The following is a 17,716-nucleotide window of genomic DNA, read 5'->3' on the forward strand; positions in this document are numbered from 1 at the left end:
CCGGCGCTCACGCCGCGTCGCCCTGGGCAGCGAGTTGTGCAGCCTGATGCTCTGTCGTCAGCGCATCGACCAGTTCGCCCAGTGCTTCGCCGGCAATCACCTGCGGCAGCTTGTAGAGCGTGAGATTGATGCGGTGGTCGGTGACGCGGCCCTGCGGGAAGTTATAGGTGCGGATGCGCTCCGAGCGGTCGCCGGAGCCGACCTTCTCCTTGCGCTCGGCCGAGCGGGCGGAATCGATACGCTGCTGCTCGGCGTCATAGATGCGCGAGCGCAGGATGTTCATCGCCGAAGCGCGGTTCTTATGTTGCGAGCGGCTGTCCTGCATCATCACCACGATGCCGGTCGGGATATGCGTGATGCGGATCGCTGATTCGGTCTTGTTGACGTGCTGGCCGCCGGCGCCCTGGGCGCGCATCGTGTCGATGCGCAGGTCGTCCTGCTTGATGTCGATATCCACTTCTTCGACTTCGGGCATGACAGCGACCGTTGCCGCCGACGTGTGAATGCGCCCCTGAGTCTCTGTATCGGGCACGCGCTGCACGCGGTGTACACCGGATTCGAATTTCAACTTGGCGAAAGCACCGCGGCCCTTCACCTCGGCGATGATTTCCTTATAGCCGCCCATGGTGCCTTCGGACGCCGAAATCACCTCGACCTTCCAGCCGGCCAGTGCCGCGAAGCGCTCATACATCCGATACAGGTCGCCGGCGAAGAGTGAAGCCTCGTCGCCGCCGGTGCCGGCACGGATTTCCAGCACCACGTTGCGCTCGTCCATCGCATCCTTCGGCAGCAGCGCCACGCGGATTTCCTGCGCCAGCGCCTCGATGCGTTCTTCCAGCGCCGGGCGCTCGGCCTGCGCCATCTCGCGCATCTCCGCATCGGTCGAAGTATCGGCGATCATCGCATCGATATCTTTGATCTCTGCAAGCGCACCGCGATAGGTCTTCACCGCGTCGATCAGCGGATTGAGCTCGGACAGCTCGCGCGTCATCTTCACATAATTCTCGGCGCTGACCTGACCCATCAGTTGTGCCTCGAGCGAGGCGTGATGTGCGAGGAGTACGTCGAGTTTGGTTTCGGGCAGCAGGGACATCGTGGAATCTCGGAGATCGCGGAAAGGGGAAGCGCGTCGTACGGGCAGAGCCTCGCTACAACGACAGTCCCTCGGCCTCAGCGAATTCGGTGAGCTTCTGCCGAATCGAAACGCTGCCCGAGGGAGCGTCGAGCAGTTGTGTCATCAGCGCCTCGGCTTTTTTGGCATCGAGGTCGAGAATCATTGCCTTCACGGGACCGTGTGCGGTGGCCGACAGCGACAGCGAGCGATAGCCCATGCCAATCAGCGCCAGCGCGCCGATCGGCTGCGAGGCCATCTCGCCGCACAGCGAGACGTGACGTTTGGCGGCGTCGCCCTTTTGCACGATCTCACGCAGTACGCGCAGGATCGGCGCCGACAGCGTATCGAAGCGTTCCGACACCTTGGCATTGCCGCGGTCGACAGCGAACAGGAACTGGAACAGGTCGTTGGAGCCGACCGAGACGAAGTCGACCTTTTTCAGGAGTTCGTCGAGCTGATAGACCAGCGCAGGCACCTCGATCATGGTGCCAACATCGATCCGCTCTGGCAGCGCATGGCCATGCTGGCGCAGATAGGTCAGTTCACGCTCGATAATCGCCTTGGCCTGATCGAATTCGGCGACTTCCGAAATCATCGGGAACATGATGCGCAGCGCACGCCCGCCGCCGGCGCGCAGCAATGCGCGGATCTGGCCGCGCAGCAGGCCAGGCCGATCGAGGCCAAGACGGATCGCGCGCCAGCCCAGAGCCGGGTTCTCCTCGACGATGGTCTCCATGTAAGGGAGCGCCTTGTCGCCGCCGATATCGAGGGTGCGGAATGTCACCGGTTTCGGGCCGGCAGCATCGAGCACCGCACGATACAGCGCCAGCTGATCGCTGGAGCGGGGCAGGCTTTCCCCGACCATGAATTGCAGTTCGGTGCGGAACAGGCCGATGCCCGCCGAGCCGGTATCGTCGATATGCGGCAGGTCGATGATCAGACCGGCATTGATCAGCAGGTCAACCTTCTGGCCGTCCTTGGTTACGCAGGGAAGGTCGCGCAACGCTGAATACTGCGCCTGTCTCCGCGCGCGGAACCGCACGCGTTCGGCATAAGCGGATTCGATCTCGGCGGAGGGCCGAATATAGATCGAGCCCGAGGTGCCATCGACGATGACGGCGTCGCCTGGATCAGCAATGCCCGGCGCATTTGCGACTTCGCCGATCGCTGGAATGCCGAGCGCGCGCGCCACGATCGAGACATGCGAATTAGCTGTACCTTCCTCCAGCACCAGGCCACGCAGCTTCTTGCGATCATAGTCGAGGAGGGCGGCTGGGCCCATCGCGCGTGCGATCAGGATCGCATTGTCCGGCATCTGCTCGCGCGAGGGCGCGTGATCTTGGCCGACCAGCTGCCGCATCAGGCGATGGCCGAGATCTTCAAGATCGTGCAACCGGTCGCGCAGATAGGGATCGGTGGAACGCAGCATGCGCGCACGGGTATCCGACTGCACGCGTTCGACGGCGGCTTCCGCAGTGAGGCCAGTGGCGACCGCTTCGTGCAGCTTGTGCGACCAGCCGTGGTCATTGGCGAACATGCGATAGGCTTCAAGCACATCGCGGTGCTCGCCGCCGTCGGCGACGTCACCGCGTTCCAGCATGCGGTCGAGGTCCGACCGCAGCTTGGTCAGCGCCGTGTCCAGCCGTTTGATTTCTTTCGGCAGGTCTTCGGCAATGTAATTGGTGATGACGACGCGCGGCTCATGCAGAACCACATGGCCGAGCGCGATGCCATCGGAGAGGATGGCACCGGTCTTGTGCAGGGAATGCCGCGCAGCGGGCTCGGCGCCCGGCTGCGCCAGCGCCGATAGCTCGCCGGAGGCGATCATCTCGGCCAGCACCATCGCCGTTGTCTGTAGTGCCTCGACTTCTTCCTCGACATAAGTGCGCTTGGCGCGGTTCTGCACCACCAGCACGCCGAGCGTATTGCCGGCGCGCAGGATCGGCACGCCGAGGAACGAGTGATAGATCTCTTCGCCGGTCTCCGGGCGGAACGAGAACGCCGGATGGCTCTGCGCGTCGTTGAGATTAAGCGGCGTGGCTTCGGAGGCGACCAGACCGACCAGGCCTTCATGGGAGCTCAGCACGGTCTGGTGGACGGCGTCGCGGTTGAGGCCTTCGGTGGCGTAGAGCTCGAGTGTATTGTCGACGCGCAGCACGTATGTCGAGCAGACTTCCGCCACCATATTGGCGGCGATCAGCACCACGATCTTGTCGAGGCGTTCCTGAGCGCTGACCTGCTCCGCCATCACTTCGCGGAGCCGTCTCAGCAAGACTCGGGGGCCACCCGACGCGCTCCGCATGTGCCGACACCCTCCCCACGAGGCCGACACCTGACAAAAGCCGTGCGCCGACGCTAAGCCTCAGAAAACAATAGAATTTGCACCGCCGCGCAACAAGAGGCGCAGCGACAGAACCGTATCAGATTGTCCGAAACGGCGCCCTCAGCCGCAACGGCTGCCCATGCAGGCCGTATAGCGAATTGAGGCTTGTTTTGCCAAGCAAAACACCTGCCAGACAAGAAACACACCGTTCACATCAAAATAACGGATGTTTCAGGAAAAATTTTCTACGCTTTGTCGAGACCATACAGCGTGTGCAGGGTGCGAACCGCCAGTTCCGTATAGGCTGTATCGATCAGGACGGAGAACTTGATCTCGGACGTGGTGATTGCCCGGATATTGATCTGGCGCTCGGAAAGGGCGGCAAAGGCTTGCGCGGCGACGCCGGCATGGCTGCGCATGCCCGATCCAATCACCGAGACCTTGGCGACATCGGTCGCGCTGTCGATGCGGGCATAGCCGATTTTGGCCTTGGCCGCCGTGATGGTCTCTTTGGCACGGGCATAGTCGGTGGCCGGGACGGTGAAGGTCAGGTCCGTGGTCTTACCGTCTTCGGAGACGTTCTGGACGATCATGTCCACATTGATGTTGGCTTCGGCCAGCGGCACGAAGATCGAGGCGGCGACGCCCGGCTTGTCCTCGATCTGGCGGACGGAAATCTGGGCCTCGTCCTTGGAAAAGGCGATTCCGGTAACGACGTGGCTTTCCATGATTTCCTCCTCGCTGCAGATCAGCGTGCCCGGCGGGGTGCCGTGCGGGTCGATGTCTTCGGGTTTGTCGAAACTTGAGCGCACGAAAATCGGCATATTGTGGGTCATGCCGAGTTCCACGGAGCGGACCTGCAGGACCTTGGCGCCCTGCGACGCCAGTTCCAGCATTTCCTCAAACGCCACCTTGTTCATGCGTTGTGCCTTCGGCACGACGCGCGGATCGGTGGTGTAGACGCCGTCCACGTCGGTATAGATGTCGCAGCGGTCAGCCTTGACGGCGGCAGCAATTGCCACTGCCGAGGTATCGGACCCGCCGCGGCCGAGTGTGGTGACGCGGCCGGTCTCGGCATGGATGCCCTGGAATCCGGCGATGACGGCCACTTCCTTGCGCTCCTTGAAGCGCTTGATGAGCTTGTCGCCATCGATCTCGTCGATTCGGGCCGAGGCATGGGCGTCCGACGTCTTGATCGGGATTTGCCAGCCCTGCCAGGAGCGCGCCTGGATGCCGATGGTTTGCAGCGCGATCGCCAGCAGGCCGGCGGTCACGAGCTCACCGGACGCGACGATGGCGTCGTATTCCCGGGCGTCATGCATCGGCGACACTTCGGTGCACCAGGCCACCAGTTCGTTGGTTTTGCCCGACATCGCCGACACCACGACCGCGACCTCATGACCGGCATCGACCTCGCGTTTGACGTGCTGCGCGACGTTGCGGATGCGGTCGATGTTGGCGACGGACGTACCGCCGAATTTCATTACGAGCCGGCCCATGACGAGTGGTGCATTCCCTGACGACAGTGGGTAAAGATACCGCGCACTACGCACGCGGGCGAAAACGCGCGTATACATAGCGGCCAGGGTGGGGGCAAGCAACCCGGGCTCCTGGTCCCTTAGAACGCACCGAGACAGGGCATTTTGGACGGTTTATGGGGCGCTATATCGACGATATCCTGCAGCCGGGCGAGAAGGTGCTGTATTCCAGCAACTTGCACTGGGTGGTCTATGTCCCGGCCATCGCGGCCTGGATTGTCTCCGCGGCTTTGCTGGTCCTGACGCGTTACGCGATCAACGAAACCCTTGTTCTGCTCTGCCTGGCATCTTCGGCCGTAGTGGCCTTCGCGGCGCTGTACTGGTCGATGAAGGGCTGGTTCCAGCGCTGGACGACCGAGACGGATGTCACCACGCTGCGGGTCGTGCACAAGGAAGGCTTCATCACGCGCAAGACTTTCGAGATCAGTATCGACAAGGTCGCGAGCGTCAGCGTCAATCAGAGCATTCTGGGACGCATCTTGAATTATGGTGACATCGCCATCGAGAACATGGGTGATGATGAAGAAGTCATCAAGATGATCGCGTCGCCACTCGCATTTCGCAGCCACATCACAGCGCGATAGGACAACGGCTCCACAATGGCCATGCAATCCAGCTATTCCGATGCTTCCGCATCCTCCGTCGATGCCAGCGAAGTCGCGAAATTCTCGAAGCTGTCAGAGGAGTGGTGGGATCCGCGCGGCAAGATGGCGCCGCTGCACAAGATCAACCCGCTGCGCCTGACCTATATTCGCGATGCCGCCTGCCGCAAGTTCGATCGCAATGTTCGCAGCCTGAATTGCCTGAGCGGATTGCGCATGCTCGATATCGGTTGCGGGGCTGGTTTGCTGTGTGAGCCGTTCACGCGGCTCGGCGCACAGGTGATCGGCATCGATCCCTCCGCCACCAATATCGCCGCGGCCAAGTTGCACGCCGACAAAGGGCATCTGTCGATCGATTATCGTTGCACCACCGTCGAGGAGATGGACGTGCGTGAGCGCTTCGACATCGTGCTGGCGATGGAAGTGATCGAGCATGTAGTCGATGTTGGTGCTTTCCTCGATCGCTGCGCGTCGATGCTGAAGCCCGGTGGCCTGATGGTGGTCTCGACGCTAAATCGAAACTGGAAGAGCTTTGCGCTCGGCATCGTCGCCGCCGAATACGTGCTGCGCTGGCTGCCCCGTGGCACCCATCAGTGGGACAAGTTCGTCACCCCGGACGAACTCGCGCATCACCTGTCGCGCAACAAGCTGGAAATCACCGAACAGTCAGGCGTAGTCTACAACCCACTCGGTGACCGCTGGACGCTGTCGTCCGATATGGACGTGAACTATATGGTGGTCGCGGAAGAGGTCTAGCGTTTCTGTTCTGCCTGACCCCCGCTTCGACAGGTCGTCAAACCCCGTTGAGAATAATCACCGTCGGTGCTTTGGGCAGCGCATTGAGTGATATTGTCAGCGTTTGGGCGCTGCGCTGGTCGATTTCGAAATCTTTTCCGATCTTTGTCATGAAGTCGCTGAGCGGTGTCATGAAGCGATGCATGGGCAGCACCACCGAGGCGCGCAACCGCTTGGTGATCTCGGATACGCCGTCGAGGGACATTGTGTAGCTGCCATCGATCGGCACCATCACGATGTCGAGCCGGCCGATCGCGGCGAAGTGGCTCTCGTCGAGCTTGTGATGCAGATGGCCGAGATGGCCGATGCACAGGCCGGCAACCTCGAAGATGAAGATCGAATTGCCGTCCTTCACCATCTCGCCGCCGGCGTCATCGCCATAGTAGCGGCGGATGTCCGTCGTGACGTTGCGGATCAGCACGTCGCCGATGCGCTCATGGATCTGCGCCGGCTGTCCACTCTCGCCCCACCCATGCAATACCGTCTTGATGCGCGGGTCGGGATACAGCGTGTAATGGGTGCTGTGGGCCCGGTTCATCGTCACCACATCCGGGATGCGATCGAGCTTGTAGATGCCGTTATAGTCGGTGGCGATGGTCACGCCGCCGGGTGTGTCGATGTAATAGGTGGAGTGCCCGGCATAGGTGATGGAGACTTCATCGGCCTTCGCAGCAGTCCGACGCAAACTGACTGGAATTGCGAGTGGTGGCCGTGTGGCCATTGCCAGACACTCACTGCCGCGCGGGGCATTTTGCGCGAGTGCTGGGGTAACAACCCAACTCATTGTCCAACAAGTCAGGGTGCCGAGGACAACAGGCAGAAATCGCAGCATGATCCGGCAGTCTCCGAATGCGCTTTGCTTCAATGTATCGCCAAAAGCGGACGCTGCAATGCTGGTTGTGGCGCCGGAGACTGCCCAAGATCGCGGCGCATCGCACGATGTGGATGCCCGGGTGCCGCGATGGAATAGTCGCCACGCTGCAGGGATTGACACGTTGTCTAAGGTAATATGGTTGGGTAGATCTTGTGATCACTACCGTGAGCATTGCAGTTGTCATCCAATTCAGCGCAGTCCTGGGAGTTCGTCAGCCGCGATGATCGTGTTGCGGCGTCGCAATCGGGCTGGGTGTTTGACACTGCGATGCTGCTGCTGACGCGGCCACTTGATGCGGCGATTGCCGAGATACTCCAAGTCATAGGCGTGGAGGCCGAAGCAGATCGCGCATGGATGTTCGAATACGATGCCGACCATCTGCGTTTTCGTAACACCCATGAGTGGAGTCGCGGCGGAGTCGGATCCTTTGTGCAGGATCTGCAGCATGTGCCGGTCACAATAATCGGCTGGCTGCATCAACGGCTAATCCTGGGGCAGGCTGTGATGGTCAATGACATCGAGGCACTGCCGCGCAGCGCCGGTGCGTTGCGCGCTGAGTTTATCAGGCAGAACAACAAAAGCGTACTCAGCGTGCCGGTGTTTCATAACGGTAGGCTCGTCGCCTGCATCGGTTTCGATGCCGTCGAGGCGCCGCGCCGGTGGTCGGATGAAATCGCTGATCTGTTTCGTTGCGCCGATCTCATCGCGGCGGCGCGCTATGGCCGGTCGCCGATCACCTCTGGTGTGGAAGATTCGCAGGCTGCGTATCCCGCACTGATCTACCTACGTCGTGCGCATGGCATTCTCGGCACGCCATTAACCGAAATCGTCGGCCTGCGCTCGTCCAAAGACTATACCGAGGTGTGGCTGGTAGATGGCGCGATGGTGCTCGATCCAAGGCCGCTGACACAGTGGCTGGGCCTGATCCCGCCGGGCTGGTTCGTTCGTATTCATCGCACGGCCGTCGTCAATCATCAGTTCGTGCGCGAGGTCGTGCGCCGGTCGAGCGGGGCATGGCAATTGCGCTTGCATGATTATGAAGACCATTGGCCGGTGTCGCGCGCCGGCCGAGCTGAGCTACGTGCGCACCTTGGCGTTTGAATGACACCAAGCGAGATGAATGCGAGCACGTTAGCGACTCACATTCCACGTGCCGATTGCTATCAATCGCCTGCTGATCACGACTTAACAAATCGTTAGCGACGTCAGTGTGTTGAGTATTTTCCGCGTTGTGTGTTGCTGCATTTCAACACGCGAAAAAACTGCAGGGCGTTCGTCGAACCTATAGGTCGATTCGTCGATCTTTGATTGCGACTCGTCATGCGATCGCGTGTCTCATGGAACTTCGCTCGCGTGGATCTGCGAGCTGGAGTTGGATCGTGAAGCTCCCGGTATTTTCAGTCGTCAGCGCAGCGTGCCGCAGCGGCTCAAGTACGAGCAGCGGCACCGGCGCGCGCCGTGCTAACACATTGATGTCGTCGACAGCCATAATGCTGTCGCTTGCCGGTCTGGCGCTGGTGGTTGCGGCGATTGCCTCGTCGCAACCGGTTCATGCGCAGGCTTCGGGCGTCGGCGGAAATGGTGGAGCGCATGCATCCAGCAATCCGAAAGCGGGCGGAATAGGCGGTGTGATCGACCCCGCCAATGGAGGCGGAGGCGGCGGCGGTGGCGGCAGGAATGCCAAGAACGAGTCGCTGAAGAACGCTTATATCGGCAATGGCGGCAAGGGTGGCAGTGGTGCACATGCCAGTGGAGGGGGAGACGGCGGCCAGGGTGGAAACCTGGGCTTCAACGGCTCGCAACTCCCGGGCGGCCAAATCCAGGGAGGCGCGGGATCGCCCGGGAAGCGTCCCCAGCGGCTCAAAGGTGGAGATGGCAGCAACTGGTTTCACGGAATGGGCCATGACGGTGGCAGCGGCGGTGGTGGCGGCGGTGGCGGCACCGGCGCGATATTCAGCGGGTCGTTCGTTCCGGGCAACCAGTTCATTGCGGGCGGTGCAGGTGGCAGTGGCGCCGCCGCCGCCGATGGTGGCGATGGTGTTGTGGCGTACTACGGAACCTTCATGGCCCCCGGCTACGGCGGAGGCGGTGGCGGAGGAGGAGGAGGAGGCGGCGGTGGAATAGGACTCTACGCATCCGGACAAACCCTGGAAACGCTCGCGCCCGCTATCAAAGGCGGTTCGGGCGGTTGGGGTGGCGCCGGCGGCAATGGAGGCACGGGCGCGCCGGATAGTATCGGTAACTATTGCCCGGGCGGACAGCCGCCCTGCATCACCACCGCGACCGACGGCGGCGTCGGCGGCGATGGCGGCAGTGGGGGCAATGGTGGCAATGGCGGTGCCGGTATTGTCGTCGAGAAGGCGCGCATGATCGTCATTGGAAGTGGCGCCTCGGTGTTCGGCGGGACCGGCGGCGCCGGCGGGGCGGGTGGATCGGGCGGCCAAGGCGTTTCCGGCGGCAATGGTGGCAATGGCGGCGCCGGCGGTGCTGGCGGCACCGGCGTCGTGCTGGCGAGCCCCGGCACTGTGCGCGTTGACAATGGTGGACTGGTGCAGGGCGGCGATGCCGGAGCGGGCGGGACAGCCGGCCCGGGCGGCGGCGGCTGGGAGCTCGGCAATGGAAGCAGTGGTCACGCCGGCGCGAATGGAGCGGCGGGAGCCGCCATCCTTGGGCAGAGTGCTGGCGTAACGGTCGTTGCGGCCGGAACGATCGAGGGCGGGCGAAACGTCGACGGATCGCGCGCTGCGGCGATTCTGTTCACCGGCGGCGGCAACAGGCTGGAGTTATGGTCCGGCTCGAACATTACAGGCGATGTCGTCGTCGGCCCGGATGCGAGCAATCCCAATATCTTTGCGTTGGGTGGCAATCAGGACGCGACTTTTGATCTCTCCGGATTGGGCACGAAGTATCGGGGCTTCTCGGTGCTGGAAAAAAATGGCGACGCCGTCTGGACGCTTTCGGGGATATCGGCATCCTTCACCGGCGATTTGCGCGCCAATGCGGGCAGCCTGGCCTTTGCCGGCGGCGCCAGACTGACGACGGCCAATGGTTATGTTGGCTATGACAGCGGTACCGATGCCAATGTCACCGTCTCTGGCCCAGGCGCATCCTGGCTGAATACCAATCTGTTCGTCGGATATCGCGGCAACGGCTCGCTCCTGATTGCCGATGGCATGCATGTAACTGCAGCTACCGTTTCAATTGGCAACGATGCGTCCTATGTCACGCATGGCACAGTGAGGATCGATGGCACCGGGTCGGTGCTCGATGCCCAGACCCTGAGGATCGGCGCAGCGTCCGTCGGCGCGCTGACGGTGAGCAATGGGGGCGTCGCGAAAGCGCGCACGATTCAGGTAGGCGCCTCTGGTGTCAGTGGTGCGTTGAGTATCGGATCCGAGCCCGGGGCAGCGGCTCTGGCGCCTGGTGTTGTGACAGGCCCGGTTGAACTCGCACAAAGCGGCACGCTCAATTTCAACCATACGAGCGGCGACTATCTCTTCAATAATCTCATCAGCGGCAATGGCGCGATCAATGTGCTGTCAGGCACCACGATCCTGTCCGGCCGCAGTGCTGCTTTCACGGGCACCACGGAAATCCTGAGCGCAACGCTTGGCGTGACCGGACAACTCGGCGGCACGGTTAATGTCGATGCGGGCGGACGCCTCACCGGCAATGGCTACGTCGGAGCCACCACGGTGCTCAATGGTGGCACTCTCGCGCCTGATGGCACGGGTCGTCTGACGGTGAACGGCAACCTGTCGATGCTCACCGGCAGCGCCTTTGATTTCAATCTCGGCCATTTTTCGAGTGGAGCAGCCTCGACAACGTCAGCGAGCGTCTTTGCAAATGGCGATGTTTCGCTCCACGACGTGACGTTCAATATCAGTGGTACGGGCGAGCCTGCGGTCGGTTACTATCGTATGATCAACTACACCGGCGGCTCGTCAATCTCCGGATTGACCATTGGCACGACGCCCCCGATCTCGGGACTGTTTCCCGTCACCTATTCGATCGACAGCTCGCGGCTCCATGTGGTCGATCTCATTGCTTCGCCCAATGGCACCGACATCCTCCAACGTTGGGATGATGCGTCGAGCGGTACTGCTGGTGGCAGCGGAACCTGGAATGCGCTTAATAACAACTGGTTTGATTTGGGCGGTGTTGCCAATACCCAGTGGGGATCCATTTATGGCGTCTTCAACGGCCCGGGCGGCACGGTCACGATAGATGGATCGCAGAAATTCTATGGGCTGCAATTTGTTGGTGGCCTCTACAACCTTGTTCAAGGCACTGGCGAACTGCGGCCAACCGCGTTGTCCGGTTCGGACGGCATTGGTGAACTGCGTGTTCTGTCGGGCGAGACGGCGACGATTTCGGCTCCGATTGTAGGCGCCGGTGGTGTGAACAAGACGGGTGGCGGCACGCTCGTGCTCGCCGGCACCAGCACCTATACTGGCGGCACGATCATCAGCGGAGGCACGCTGCAGATTTCGTCGAATGCGAATCTCGGCGCTGCAACCGGCGGTCTCACCTTCGACAACGGCATCTTGCATACGACTGCAAACATTGCCTCAGCACGGAACGTCTCGCTGCTCGGGATCGGCGAGATCGATGCCGACGCCGCAACGGCGCTGGTGCTCACCGGTACGGTGTCCGGCACCGGCAGCTTGATCAAGGCCGGCGACGGCACTCTGTTGTTGGCCAATACCAACAGCTGGACTGGCGGCATGCTACTCGAAGCTGGCACGCTGCAGCTTGGCGCTTCCGGTGCACTGCCCAACGGCAGTGACGTGATCGTCTATAGCGGCAAGCTCGATCTCAACGGTTACAACACCACGACGCATTCGCTGATCGGCTTCGGTGGCGAGATTGCGCTCGCCAGTGCGCAACTGACGCTCGATCAGGCGAGCGATACGGTCATCGCAAGTACAATCACGGGCGTGGGCGGCAGCCTCGTGAAATCCGGCAACGGCACGTTGCTGCTATCCGGCACGAATACATATACGGGCGGCACGACAGTTTCCGGCGGCGCTGTTGCTGTTCTCGCGGACGCCAATCTCGGCACGGGCACGCTGACGCTCTCGGGCGGCACGCTGCTGACGCTCGCGGATATCACGTCCGCGCGAAGTATCGTGCTTTCCGGCAACGGCATAATCGAGACGCTGTTCGGAACGACATTCACGACCACAGGAAGTGTCTCGGGCGCCGGCGCATTGACCAAGGATGGCTGGGGCACGTTGGTCCTGGCAGACGTCAACTCTTTTAGCGGCGGCACGACGATCAATGCCGGTACGCTGCAGATCGGCAATGGCGGCACCACCGGCACACTGGCCGGTAACGTCACGAATAATGGTATTCTGGCATTCAACCGATCCGATAATTTCTCCTATAATGACGTCATCTCCGGTCCTGGCGCTTTCATCCAGGTCGGCGCAGGCCTTACGGCGTTTAGCAATGACAACACCTACAGCGGCGGCACGTTGATCTCTGCCGGTACGCTGCAGCTCGGCACTGGCAGCACAGCGGGCTCTATCATTGGCGATGTCATCAATAATGGCACGTTCCAGATTTTCCGTTCCGATGTTTACACATTCGGTGGCACGATCACGGGGATCGGCATGTTCCGGCATGTCGGCACCGGCACGACGGTCCTGACGGCAGACAATACTTACAGCGGTGGCACGGAGATCACGCAGGGCATTCTGCAGATCGGTGATGGTGGTTTCACAGGATCGATCATCGGCAATGTCATCAACAATGGCGAACTTGTCGCGAAGCGCGACGGGCTGCTGACATTGGCGGGTGCCATCTCGGGCAGTGGTTCATTCACGCAGAGCGGTTTGGGTATCACGCGCCTCGACGGACTCAATAGCTATACGGGCGCCACCGACGTCAAGGCAGGAACGCTCAGCGTCAACGGCTCGATCGCCGCGTCGTCGCTGGTGAGCGTCGAACGCGGCGCGACGCTCGGCGGCAACGGCATCGTCAGCACCACACAGATCCAGGATGGCGGCATGCTGTCGCCCGGAAATTCGGTCGGGCTGATGTCCGTACAAGGCAATCTGACGTTTGCCGCTGCTTCGAGCTACATGGTCGAGGTATCTGGCTCGGCGGCGGACCGGACCAACGTCACAGGCACCGCGTCGCTCAACAATGCAGGCGTTCGCGTCAGCTTCGATCCGGCGGCCTATGTACGTGAACGCTACACCATTTTGAATGCCCCAGGCGGCGGCATCGCAGGCAGGTTCAGCCCAAATATCGTCAGTGACGAGCCACCCTCGTTCATCACGACGCTGAGCTACGATGCTCAAAACGTCTATCTCAATGTTGATCTGAAGCTGACCGGTCTCAACATCAATCAGAACAATATCGCTTCGTCGCTGAATGCCTATTTCGGCAGCCATGGGGGCATCCCCTATGCGCTCGGCGCGATGGCGCCGGAAGATCTGACGCAATCGTCGGGCGAACTCTCGACCGGCGTGCAACAGAACACCGTGCAGGCCATGACGCAGTTCATGGGCGTGCTGACCGATCCCTTCGCTGCCAATCGCGGCCTCGCAACCGTGAACACAGCTTCGAATGCCTTCGCTGCGGCCGATCGTTCACCGACGCCCTGGCGCGACGCCTACGGTGCGATCACCAAAGCGCCACCTGTGGCGGTGAGCTTCGAAGCGCGCTGGAACGTCTGGGCTGCGGGCTTCGGTGGTGGTCAGGCGACCGACGGCAATACGGTCGTTGGTTCGCACAATAGCAGTAGCCGGATCGGCGGCATTGCCGTCGGTGCCGATACCTGGCTGTCGCCACAGACGCTTGCCGGCTTCGCCGTGGCTGGCGGCGGCACCAGCTTCGGCTTGTCGGATAATCTCGGTTCAGGACATTCGGACCTGTTCCAGATAGGTGGTTTCATCCGCCATCACCAAGGCCCCGCTTATATCACAGCTGCGCTCGCCTACGGATGGCAGAACGTCACTACGGAACGGCTGGTGACCATCGTCGATGCCGACCGGCTGCGCGCGAACTTCACCGCGCACGCTTTCTCGGCGCGCGCCGAAGCTGGCCATCGGAGCGTGCTGCCGTGGCTTGGCGGCGTGGGTTTGACGCCCTATGCCGCGGGGCAGGTCACGAATATCGACCTGCCGGCCTATGCAGAGGCGCTTGTCTCCGGCGGCAATGATTTTGCGCTCAGTTACACCGGACGTAACGTCACTGCGACGCGTAGCGAACTTGGCCTCCGCACCGATAAATCCTTCGCTCTCGACGCTGCATTGCTCACGCTGCGTGGGCGCGCCGCATGGGCGCATGACTTCAATCGCGATCGCGTCGTGCAGGCCTCGTTCCAGTCGCTGCCTGGCGCGAGCTTCGTCGTCAACGGCGCGGCGATGGCGCCCGATGCGGCACTGACCAGCGCGAGTGCGGAGGTCATGCTCGGCAGCGGGCTGTCGGTCGCAGCGACGTATGAGGGCGAGTTCTCCAACCTCATCCGCAGCCATGCTGGCAAGGGCGTCGTGCGCTTCGTCTGGTAAGCCACGTCCGAGGCGGTCGCGATCGCATCGCAGGCATGGGCGCAGGCCGCTTGACCCTGCGGCGTGACGCAGTCAGGTTCCGCGCCATCGCTCGCGGACCATCCTGCCTCATGTTCACCATCGCCTCGCTCTGGATCCCCTTCACTATCATCGCCTCGCTGGGGCAGGTGGCGCGCAATGCCATGCAGCGCTCGCTCACCGGACCGCTCGGGACCTGGGGCGCCACCAACATCCGTTTTCTGTTCGGCTTCCCGTTTTCGATCGTCTTTTTCGTGGTGATCATCCTGGCGACGGGCGACAAGGTGCCGTGGCCATCAGCCGAATTCTGGCCGTGGCTGCTACTCGGCGCGCTGAGCCAGATCTTTGCCACAGGGCTCATGCTGGCAGCGATGAATGATCGCTCCTTTGTGGTCACCACGGCCTATCTCAAGACCGAGGCGATCCAGACCGCGATTTTCGGTTTCGTCTTTCTCGGCGATCATCTGACGGTGCTGAAGGTCACGGCAATCCTGATTGCCACCATCGGAGTCGTTGTCACGGCGCTGCGGCCCAGTGCCACGCGCAACATCGCCAGCATCCGGCCGACCGTCCTCGGACTGGTCGCGGCTGCGGCTTTCGCACTGTCGGCCGTCGGTTTTCGCGGTGCCATCATCACGGTGCCCGGTGTCAGCTTCGTCACGGCGGCATCCTATGCGCTGGTCTGGGCACTGTTCGTGCAGACCTTGATCCTGACCATTTATCTGCTGGCCCGTGCACCCAAGGTGCTGAGCGACATCCTCGGCCTGTGGAAGCCATCGATGCTGGCCGGCTTCATGGGCGCAGCCGCCTCGCAATTCTGGTTCCTGGCATTTGCACTTACGGCCGCCGCCAATGTCCGGACGCTGGCGCTGGTCGAGGTGCTGTTCGCGCAGGCTGTCGCCTATTATTCGTTCAAGCAGCCCCTTTCGGCGCGCGAATTGTCGGGGATCGCGCTGATTGTCGTCGGTGTGGCGATGCTGGTTGCGGTGTGACGGCGCAGTGCGCGTGATGTCTCTTTCGTGGGCGCGTCTGCTGCGATAGGACTGATCGCAGCCCTCCCCGTGCCGATCCCGAGACCAGATTGATGCGCATCCTGTCCTTGCTCTTCCTGCTGCTTGTCGCCAACCCGGCCTCGGCGGTCGAAGCCATCGTCAAGGACGGCGACACCATCCAGATCGGCAATGTCGCCTACAAGCTTGCCGGCCTGGACGCGCCGGAGGTGGATCAGCCCTGTGTCGACGAACACGCCGACAACTGGGCCTGCGGCGTCGAAGCAAGGGACCAGCTGGTGAAGCTGATCGGCAAGCGCGAGGTTCGCTGTGAGGACCTTGGCGAGGACAAGATCTACAAGAACCGTCGCGCCGGTCTCTGCAGCGTCGTTGGCGAGACGGGTAGCCTCAATCAGGCGGTGATCCAATCGGGCTATGCGGTGAGTATCGAACCGTCGGACAAGGTAAGCGCCAAGACCAGCTTCAAGCCCGATGAGACGGCGGCCAAGGACAAGCGCCAAGGGCTGTGGCGCGGGTGCTTCGTGACGCCCGCGGAGTTCCGCCGCAAGGCGAGTGACAGCCCATTGCTCGGCTCGGCCTGTCGGAGCGACAAGGACAAGGAGCTGCGCGCGGCGCTATTTCCCACCGATCTCGCGATGCCGGCGGGCTGCAATATCCGGGCGAAACAGGTCCGCCGCGCCAAGTTTACCGGCCATGTCGGCGTTTATCTTATTCCCCAGTGTCAGAACTACGCGACCCAGCCGAAGCCGGATCGCTGGTTCTGCAGCGAGGACGACGCCCGCGCCGCGGGTTACCGCAAGGCGCTCAACTGTCAGGCCCCCAGTCGGCGCAACTGAGCGATGAGTCGGTGGCGCTGGACGCCGCCGGCTGAACCACGTAGCAAATCAGGACGCCGAAATGAGCCGGGCGCGTGCGCCCAAAACCTGTTTAAGGGGCTTATTCCAGTATGCGAAATCCGGAGTGAAGCGCGTGGCCGAGAACACCAGTTCAGCATCGATCGAAGCCGTTGAGCGCAGCCTGGCTTCTGCCGGCTATATCGCCAGCCGGCAGATCGCCACCGCTGTCTATCTCGCCGAGAAAATCGAGAAGCCGATTCTGGTCGAAGGCCCGGCCGGTGTGGGCAAGACCGAACTTGCCAAGGCGATCGCTGCCTCGCGCGGCCTCGAGATGATCCGCATGCAGTGCTATGAGGGCCTCGACGAGGCCAAAGCGCTGTATGAGTGGAAATACGCCAAGCAGCTGCTCTACACCCAGATATTGAAAGACAAGCTCGGCGAAGTGCTGGGCGGGGCCGATACGCTCGACAAGGCGCTCGACCAGTTGCACGATTTCGGCGACGTGTTCTTCTCCAAGGAGTTCGTCGAGCCGCGTCCGTTGCTGCGCGCTCTGGAACAGCCGATGGGCTGCGTGCTTCTGATCGACGAGATCGACAAGTCCGACGCCGAATTCGAATCACTGCTGCTCGAAATCCTGTCCGACTTCCAGGTCACGATCCCCGAGCTCGGCACCGTCGTAGCCATCGTACCGCCGACCGTGATCCTGACCTCGAACGGCGAGCGCGATCTTGGCGACGCACTGAAGCGCCGCTGCCTGCATCTGCATATCGGCTTTCCCGAGCCCAAGCTCGAAGAGCGCATCGTCGAGACTCGCGTGCCCGGTGTTTCCGCGACACTGCGCAAGCAGCTTGTCGGTTTCGTCAATCAGGTCCGCACGCTGGACCTGAAGAAGCTGCCGTCGGTCAGCGAGACCATCGACTGGGCCAAGGTGCTGGTGCTGCTCGGCGCATCCGAACTCGGCCACGAGATGGTGAAAGACACGCTCAACGTGCTGCTGAAATACGAAGGCGATATTGAAGCGACACTGCCGCAGGTCTCGGGCTTCGTTGCCAAGGCCGACCGGCAGGGCGTGTTCGGTTAGCC

11 protein-coding genes are annotated in these 17,716 nt (G+C 61.9%); 7 read left to right on the forward strand and 4 right to left on the reverse strand.

Annotation, left to right across the window (positions count from 1 at the left end; genetic code table 11):
* Nucleotides 1-7: 7 nt before the first annotated feature.
* From prfA to LPB73_RS28300, 3 genes are all read right to left on the reverse strand, one after another.
* Nucleotides 8-1,093, reverse strand: coding sequence for a peptide chain release factor 1 (prfA, locus tag LPB73_RS28290; RefSeq protein ID WP_068729404.1), 1,086 nt, complete (start codon nucleotides 1,091-1,093; stop codon nucleotides 8-10).
* Nucleotides 1,094-1,148: 55 nt separating this feature from the next.
* The gene (gene ptsP, locus LPB73_RS28295) at nucleotides 1,149-3,416 is read right to left on the reverse strand and encodes a phosphoenolpyruvate--protein phosphotransferase (RefSeq protein WP_089267721.1); all 2,268 of its coding nucleotides are present in this window, start codon (nucleotides 3,414-3,416) and stop codon (nucleotides 1,149-1,151) included.
* Between the two features lie 266 nt (nucleotides 3,417-3,682).
* On the reverse strand, nucleotides 3,683-4,936 hold the full coding sequence (locus LPB73_RS28300; RefSeq protein ID WP_089267720.1) for an aspartate kinase: 1,254 nt from the start codon (nucleotides 4,934-4,936) through the stop codon (nucleotides 3,683-3,685).
* Between the two features lie 155 nt (nucleotides 4,937-5,091).
* Here LPB73_RS28300 and LPB73_RS28305 point away from each other — a divergent pair, with 155 nt between their 5' ends.
* Both LPB73_RS28305 and ubiG read left to right on the forward strand, forming a co-directional pair.
* A complete protein-coding gene (locus LPB73_RS28305; RefSeq protein WP_120287359.1) occupies nucleotides 5,092-5,559 on the forward strand; it encodes a PH domain-containing protein in 468 nt (155 codons plus the stop codon).
* A gap of 15 nt (nucleotides 5,560-5,574) precedes the next feature.
* Complete coding sequence (gene ubiG, locus LPB73_RS28310; RefSeq protein WP_175368066.1) at nucleotides 5,575-6,333, forward strand: bifunctional 2-polyprenyl-6-hydroxyphenol methylase/3-demethylubiquinol 3-O-methyltransferase UbiG; 759 nt, start codon at nucleotides 5,575-5,577, stop codon at nucleotides 6,331-6,333.
* 37 nt (nucleotides 6,334-6,370) lie between these two features.
* Here the strand turns inward: ubiG and LPB73_RS28315 are convergent, their stop codons facing one another.
* Nucleotides 6,371-7,204 (reverse strand): MBL fold metallo-hydrolase, encoded by an 834-nt coding sequence (locus tag LPB73_RS28315; protein ID WP_414716834.1) that lies wholly within the window; start codon nucleotides 7,202-7,204, stop codon nucleotides 6,371-6,373.
* A gap of 309 nt (nucleotides 7,205-7,513) precedes the next feature.
* On the opposite strand from LPB73_RS28315, the gene LPB73_RS28320 reads away from it, so the two are divergent.
* The 5 genes from LPB73_RS28320 to LPB73_RS28355 all read left to right on the forward strand — a co-directional run bounded on the left by LPB73_RS28320 (nucleotide 7,514) and on the right by LPB73_RS28355 (nucleotide 17,714).
* Nucleotides 7,514-8,347 (forward strand): LytTR family transcriptional regulator DNA-binding domain-containing protein, encoded by an 834-nt coding sequence (locus LPB73_RS28320; RefSeq protein WP_231078953.1) that lies wholly within the window; start codon nucleotides 7,514-7,516, stop codon nucleotides 8,345-8,347.
* 389 nt (nucleotides 8,348-8,736) lie between these two features.
* Entirely contained in the window at nucleotides 8,737-14,769 is a 6,033-nt protein-coding gene (locus LPB73_RS29165) for an autotransporter-associated beta strand repeat-containing protein (protein WP_305801588.1), read from the forward strand.
* A gap of 110 nt (nucleotides 14,770-14,879) precedes the next feature.
* Nucleotides 14,880-15,779, forward strand: a complete 900-nt coding sequence (locus tag LPB73_RS28345; protein WP_231078954.1) for an EamA family transporter — start codon at nucleotides 14,880-14,882, stop codon at nucleotides 15,777-15,779.
* A 92-nt stretch (nucleotides 15,780-15,871) separates the two neighbouring features.
* Nucleotides 15,872-16,633: a thermonuclease family protein gene (locus LPB73_RS28350; protein WP_231078955.1), complete on the forward strand. Its 762-nt coding sequence runs from the start codon at nucleotides 15,872-15,874 to the stop codon at nucleotides 16,631-16,633.
* A 133-nt stretch (nucleotides 16,634-16,766) separates the two neighbouring features.
* The gene (locus LPB73_RS28355; protein ID WP_231078956.1) at nucleotides 16,767-17,714 is read left to right on the forward strand and encodes an AAA family ATPase; all 948 of its coding nucleotides are present in this window, start codon (nucleotides 16,767-16,769) and stop codon (nucleotides 17,712-17,714) included.
* Nucleotides 17,715-17,716 lie beyond the last annotated feature (2 nt).

Source organism: Tardiphaga sp. 37S4 (genome assembly GCF_021044645.1).
Lineage (GTDB): Bacteria > Pseudomonadota > Alphaproteobacteria > Rhizobiales > Xanthobacteraceae > Tardiphaga > Tardiphaga robiniae.

Coding starts and splice junctions, on each gene's coding strand:
- prfA (WP_068729404.1), bottom strand. CDS start 1,093: ATGTCCCTGCTGCCCGAAACCAAACTCGACGTACTCCTCGCACATCAC.
- ptsP (WP_089267721.1), bottom strand. CDS start 3,416: ATGCGGAGCGCGTCGGGTGGCCCCCGAGTCTTGCTGAGACGGCTCCGC.
- LPB73_RS28300 (WP_089267720.1), bottom strand. CDS start 4,936: ATGGGCCGGCTCGTAATGAAATTCGGCGGTACGTCCGTCGCCAACATC.
- LPB73_RS28305 (WP_120287359.1), top strand. CDS start 5,092: ATGGGGCGCTATATCGACGATATCCTGCAGCCGGGCGAGAAGGTGCTG.
- ubiG (WP_175368066.1), top strand. CDS start 5,575: ATGGCCATGCAATCCAGCTATTCCGATGCTTCCGCATCCTCCGTCGAT.
- LPB73_RS28315 (WP_414716834.1), bottom strand. CDS start 7,204: ATGCTGCGATTTCTGCCTGTTGTCCTCGGCACCCTGACTTGTTGGACA.
- LPB73_RS28320 (WP_231078953.1), top strand. CDS start 7,514: ATGCTGCTGCTGACGCGGCCACTTGATGCGGCGATTGCCGAGATACTC.
- LPB73_RS29165 (WP_305801588.1), top strand. CDS start 8,737: ATGCTGTCGCTTGCCGGTCTGGCGCTGGTGGTTGCGGCGATTGCCTCG.
- LPB73_RS28345 (WP_231078954.1), top strand. CDS start 14,880: ATGTTCACCATCGCCTCGCTCTGGATCCCCTTCACTATCATCGCCTCG.
- LPB73_RS28350 (WP_231078955.1), top strand. CDS start 15,872: ATGCGCATCCTGTCCTTGCTCTTCCTGCTGCTTGTCGCCAACCCGGCC.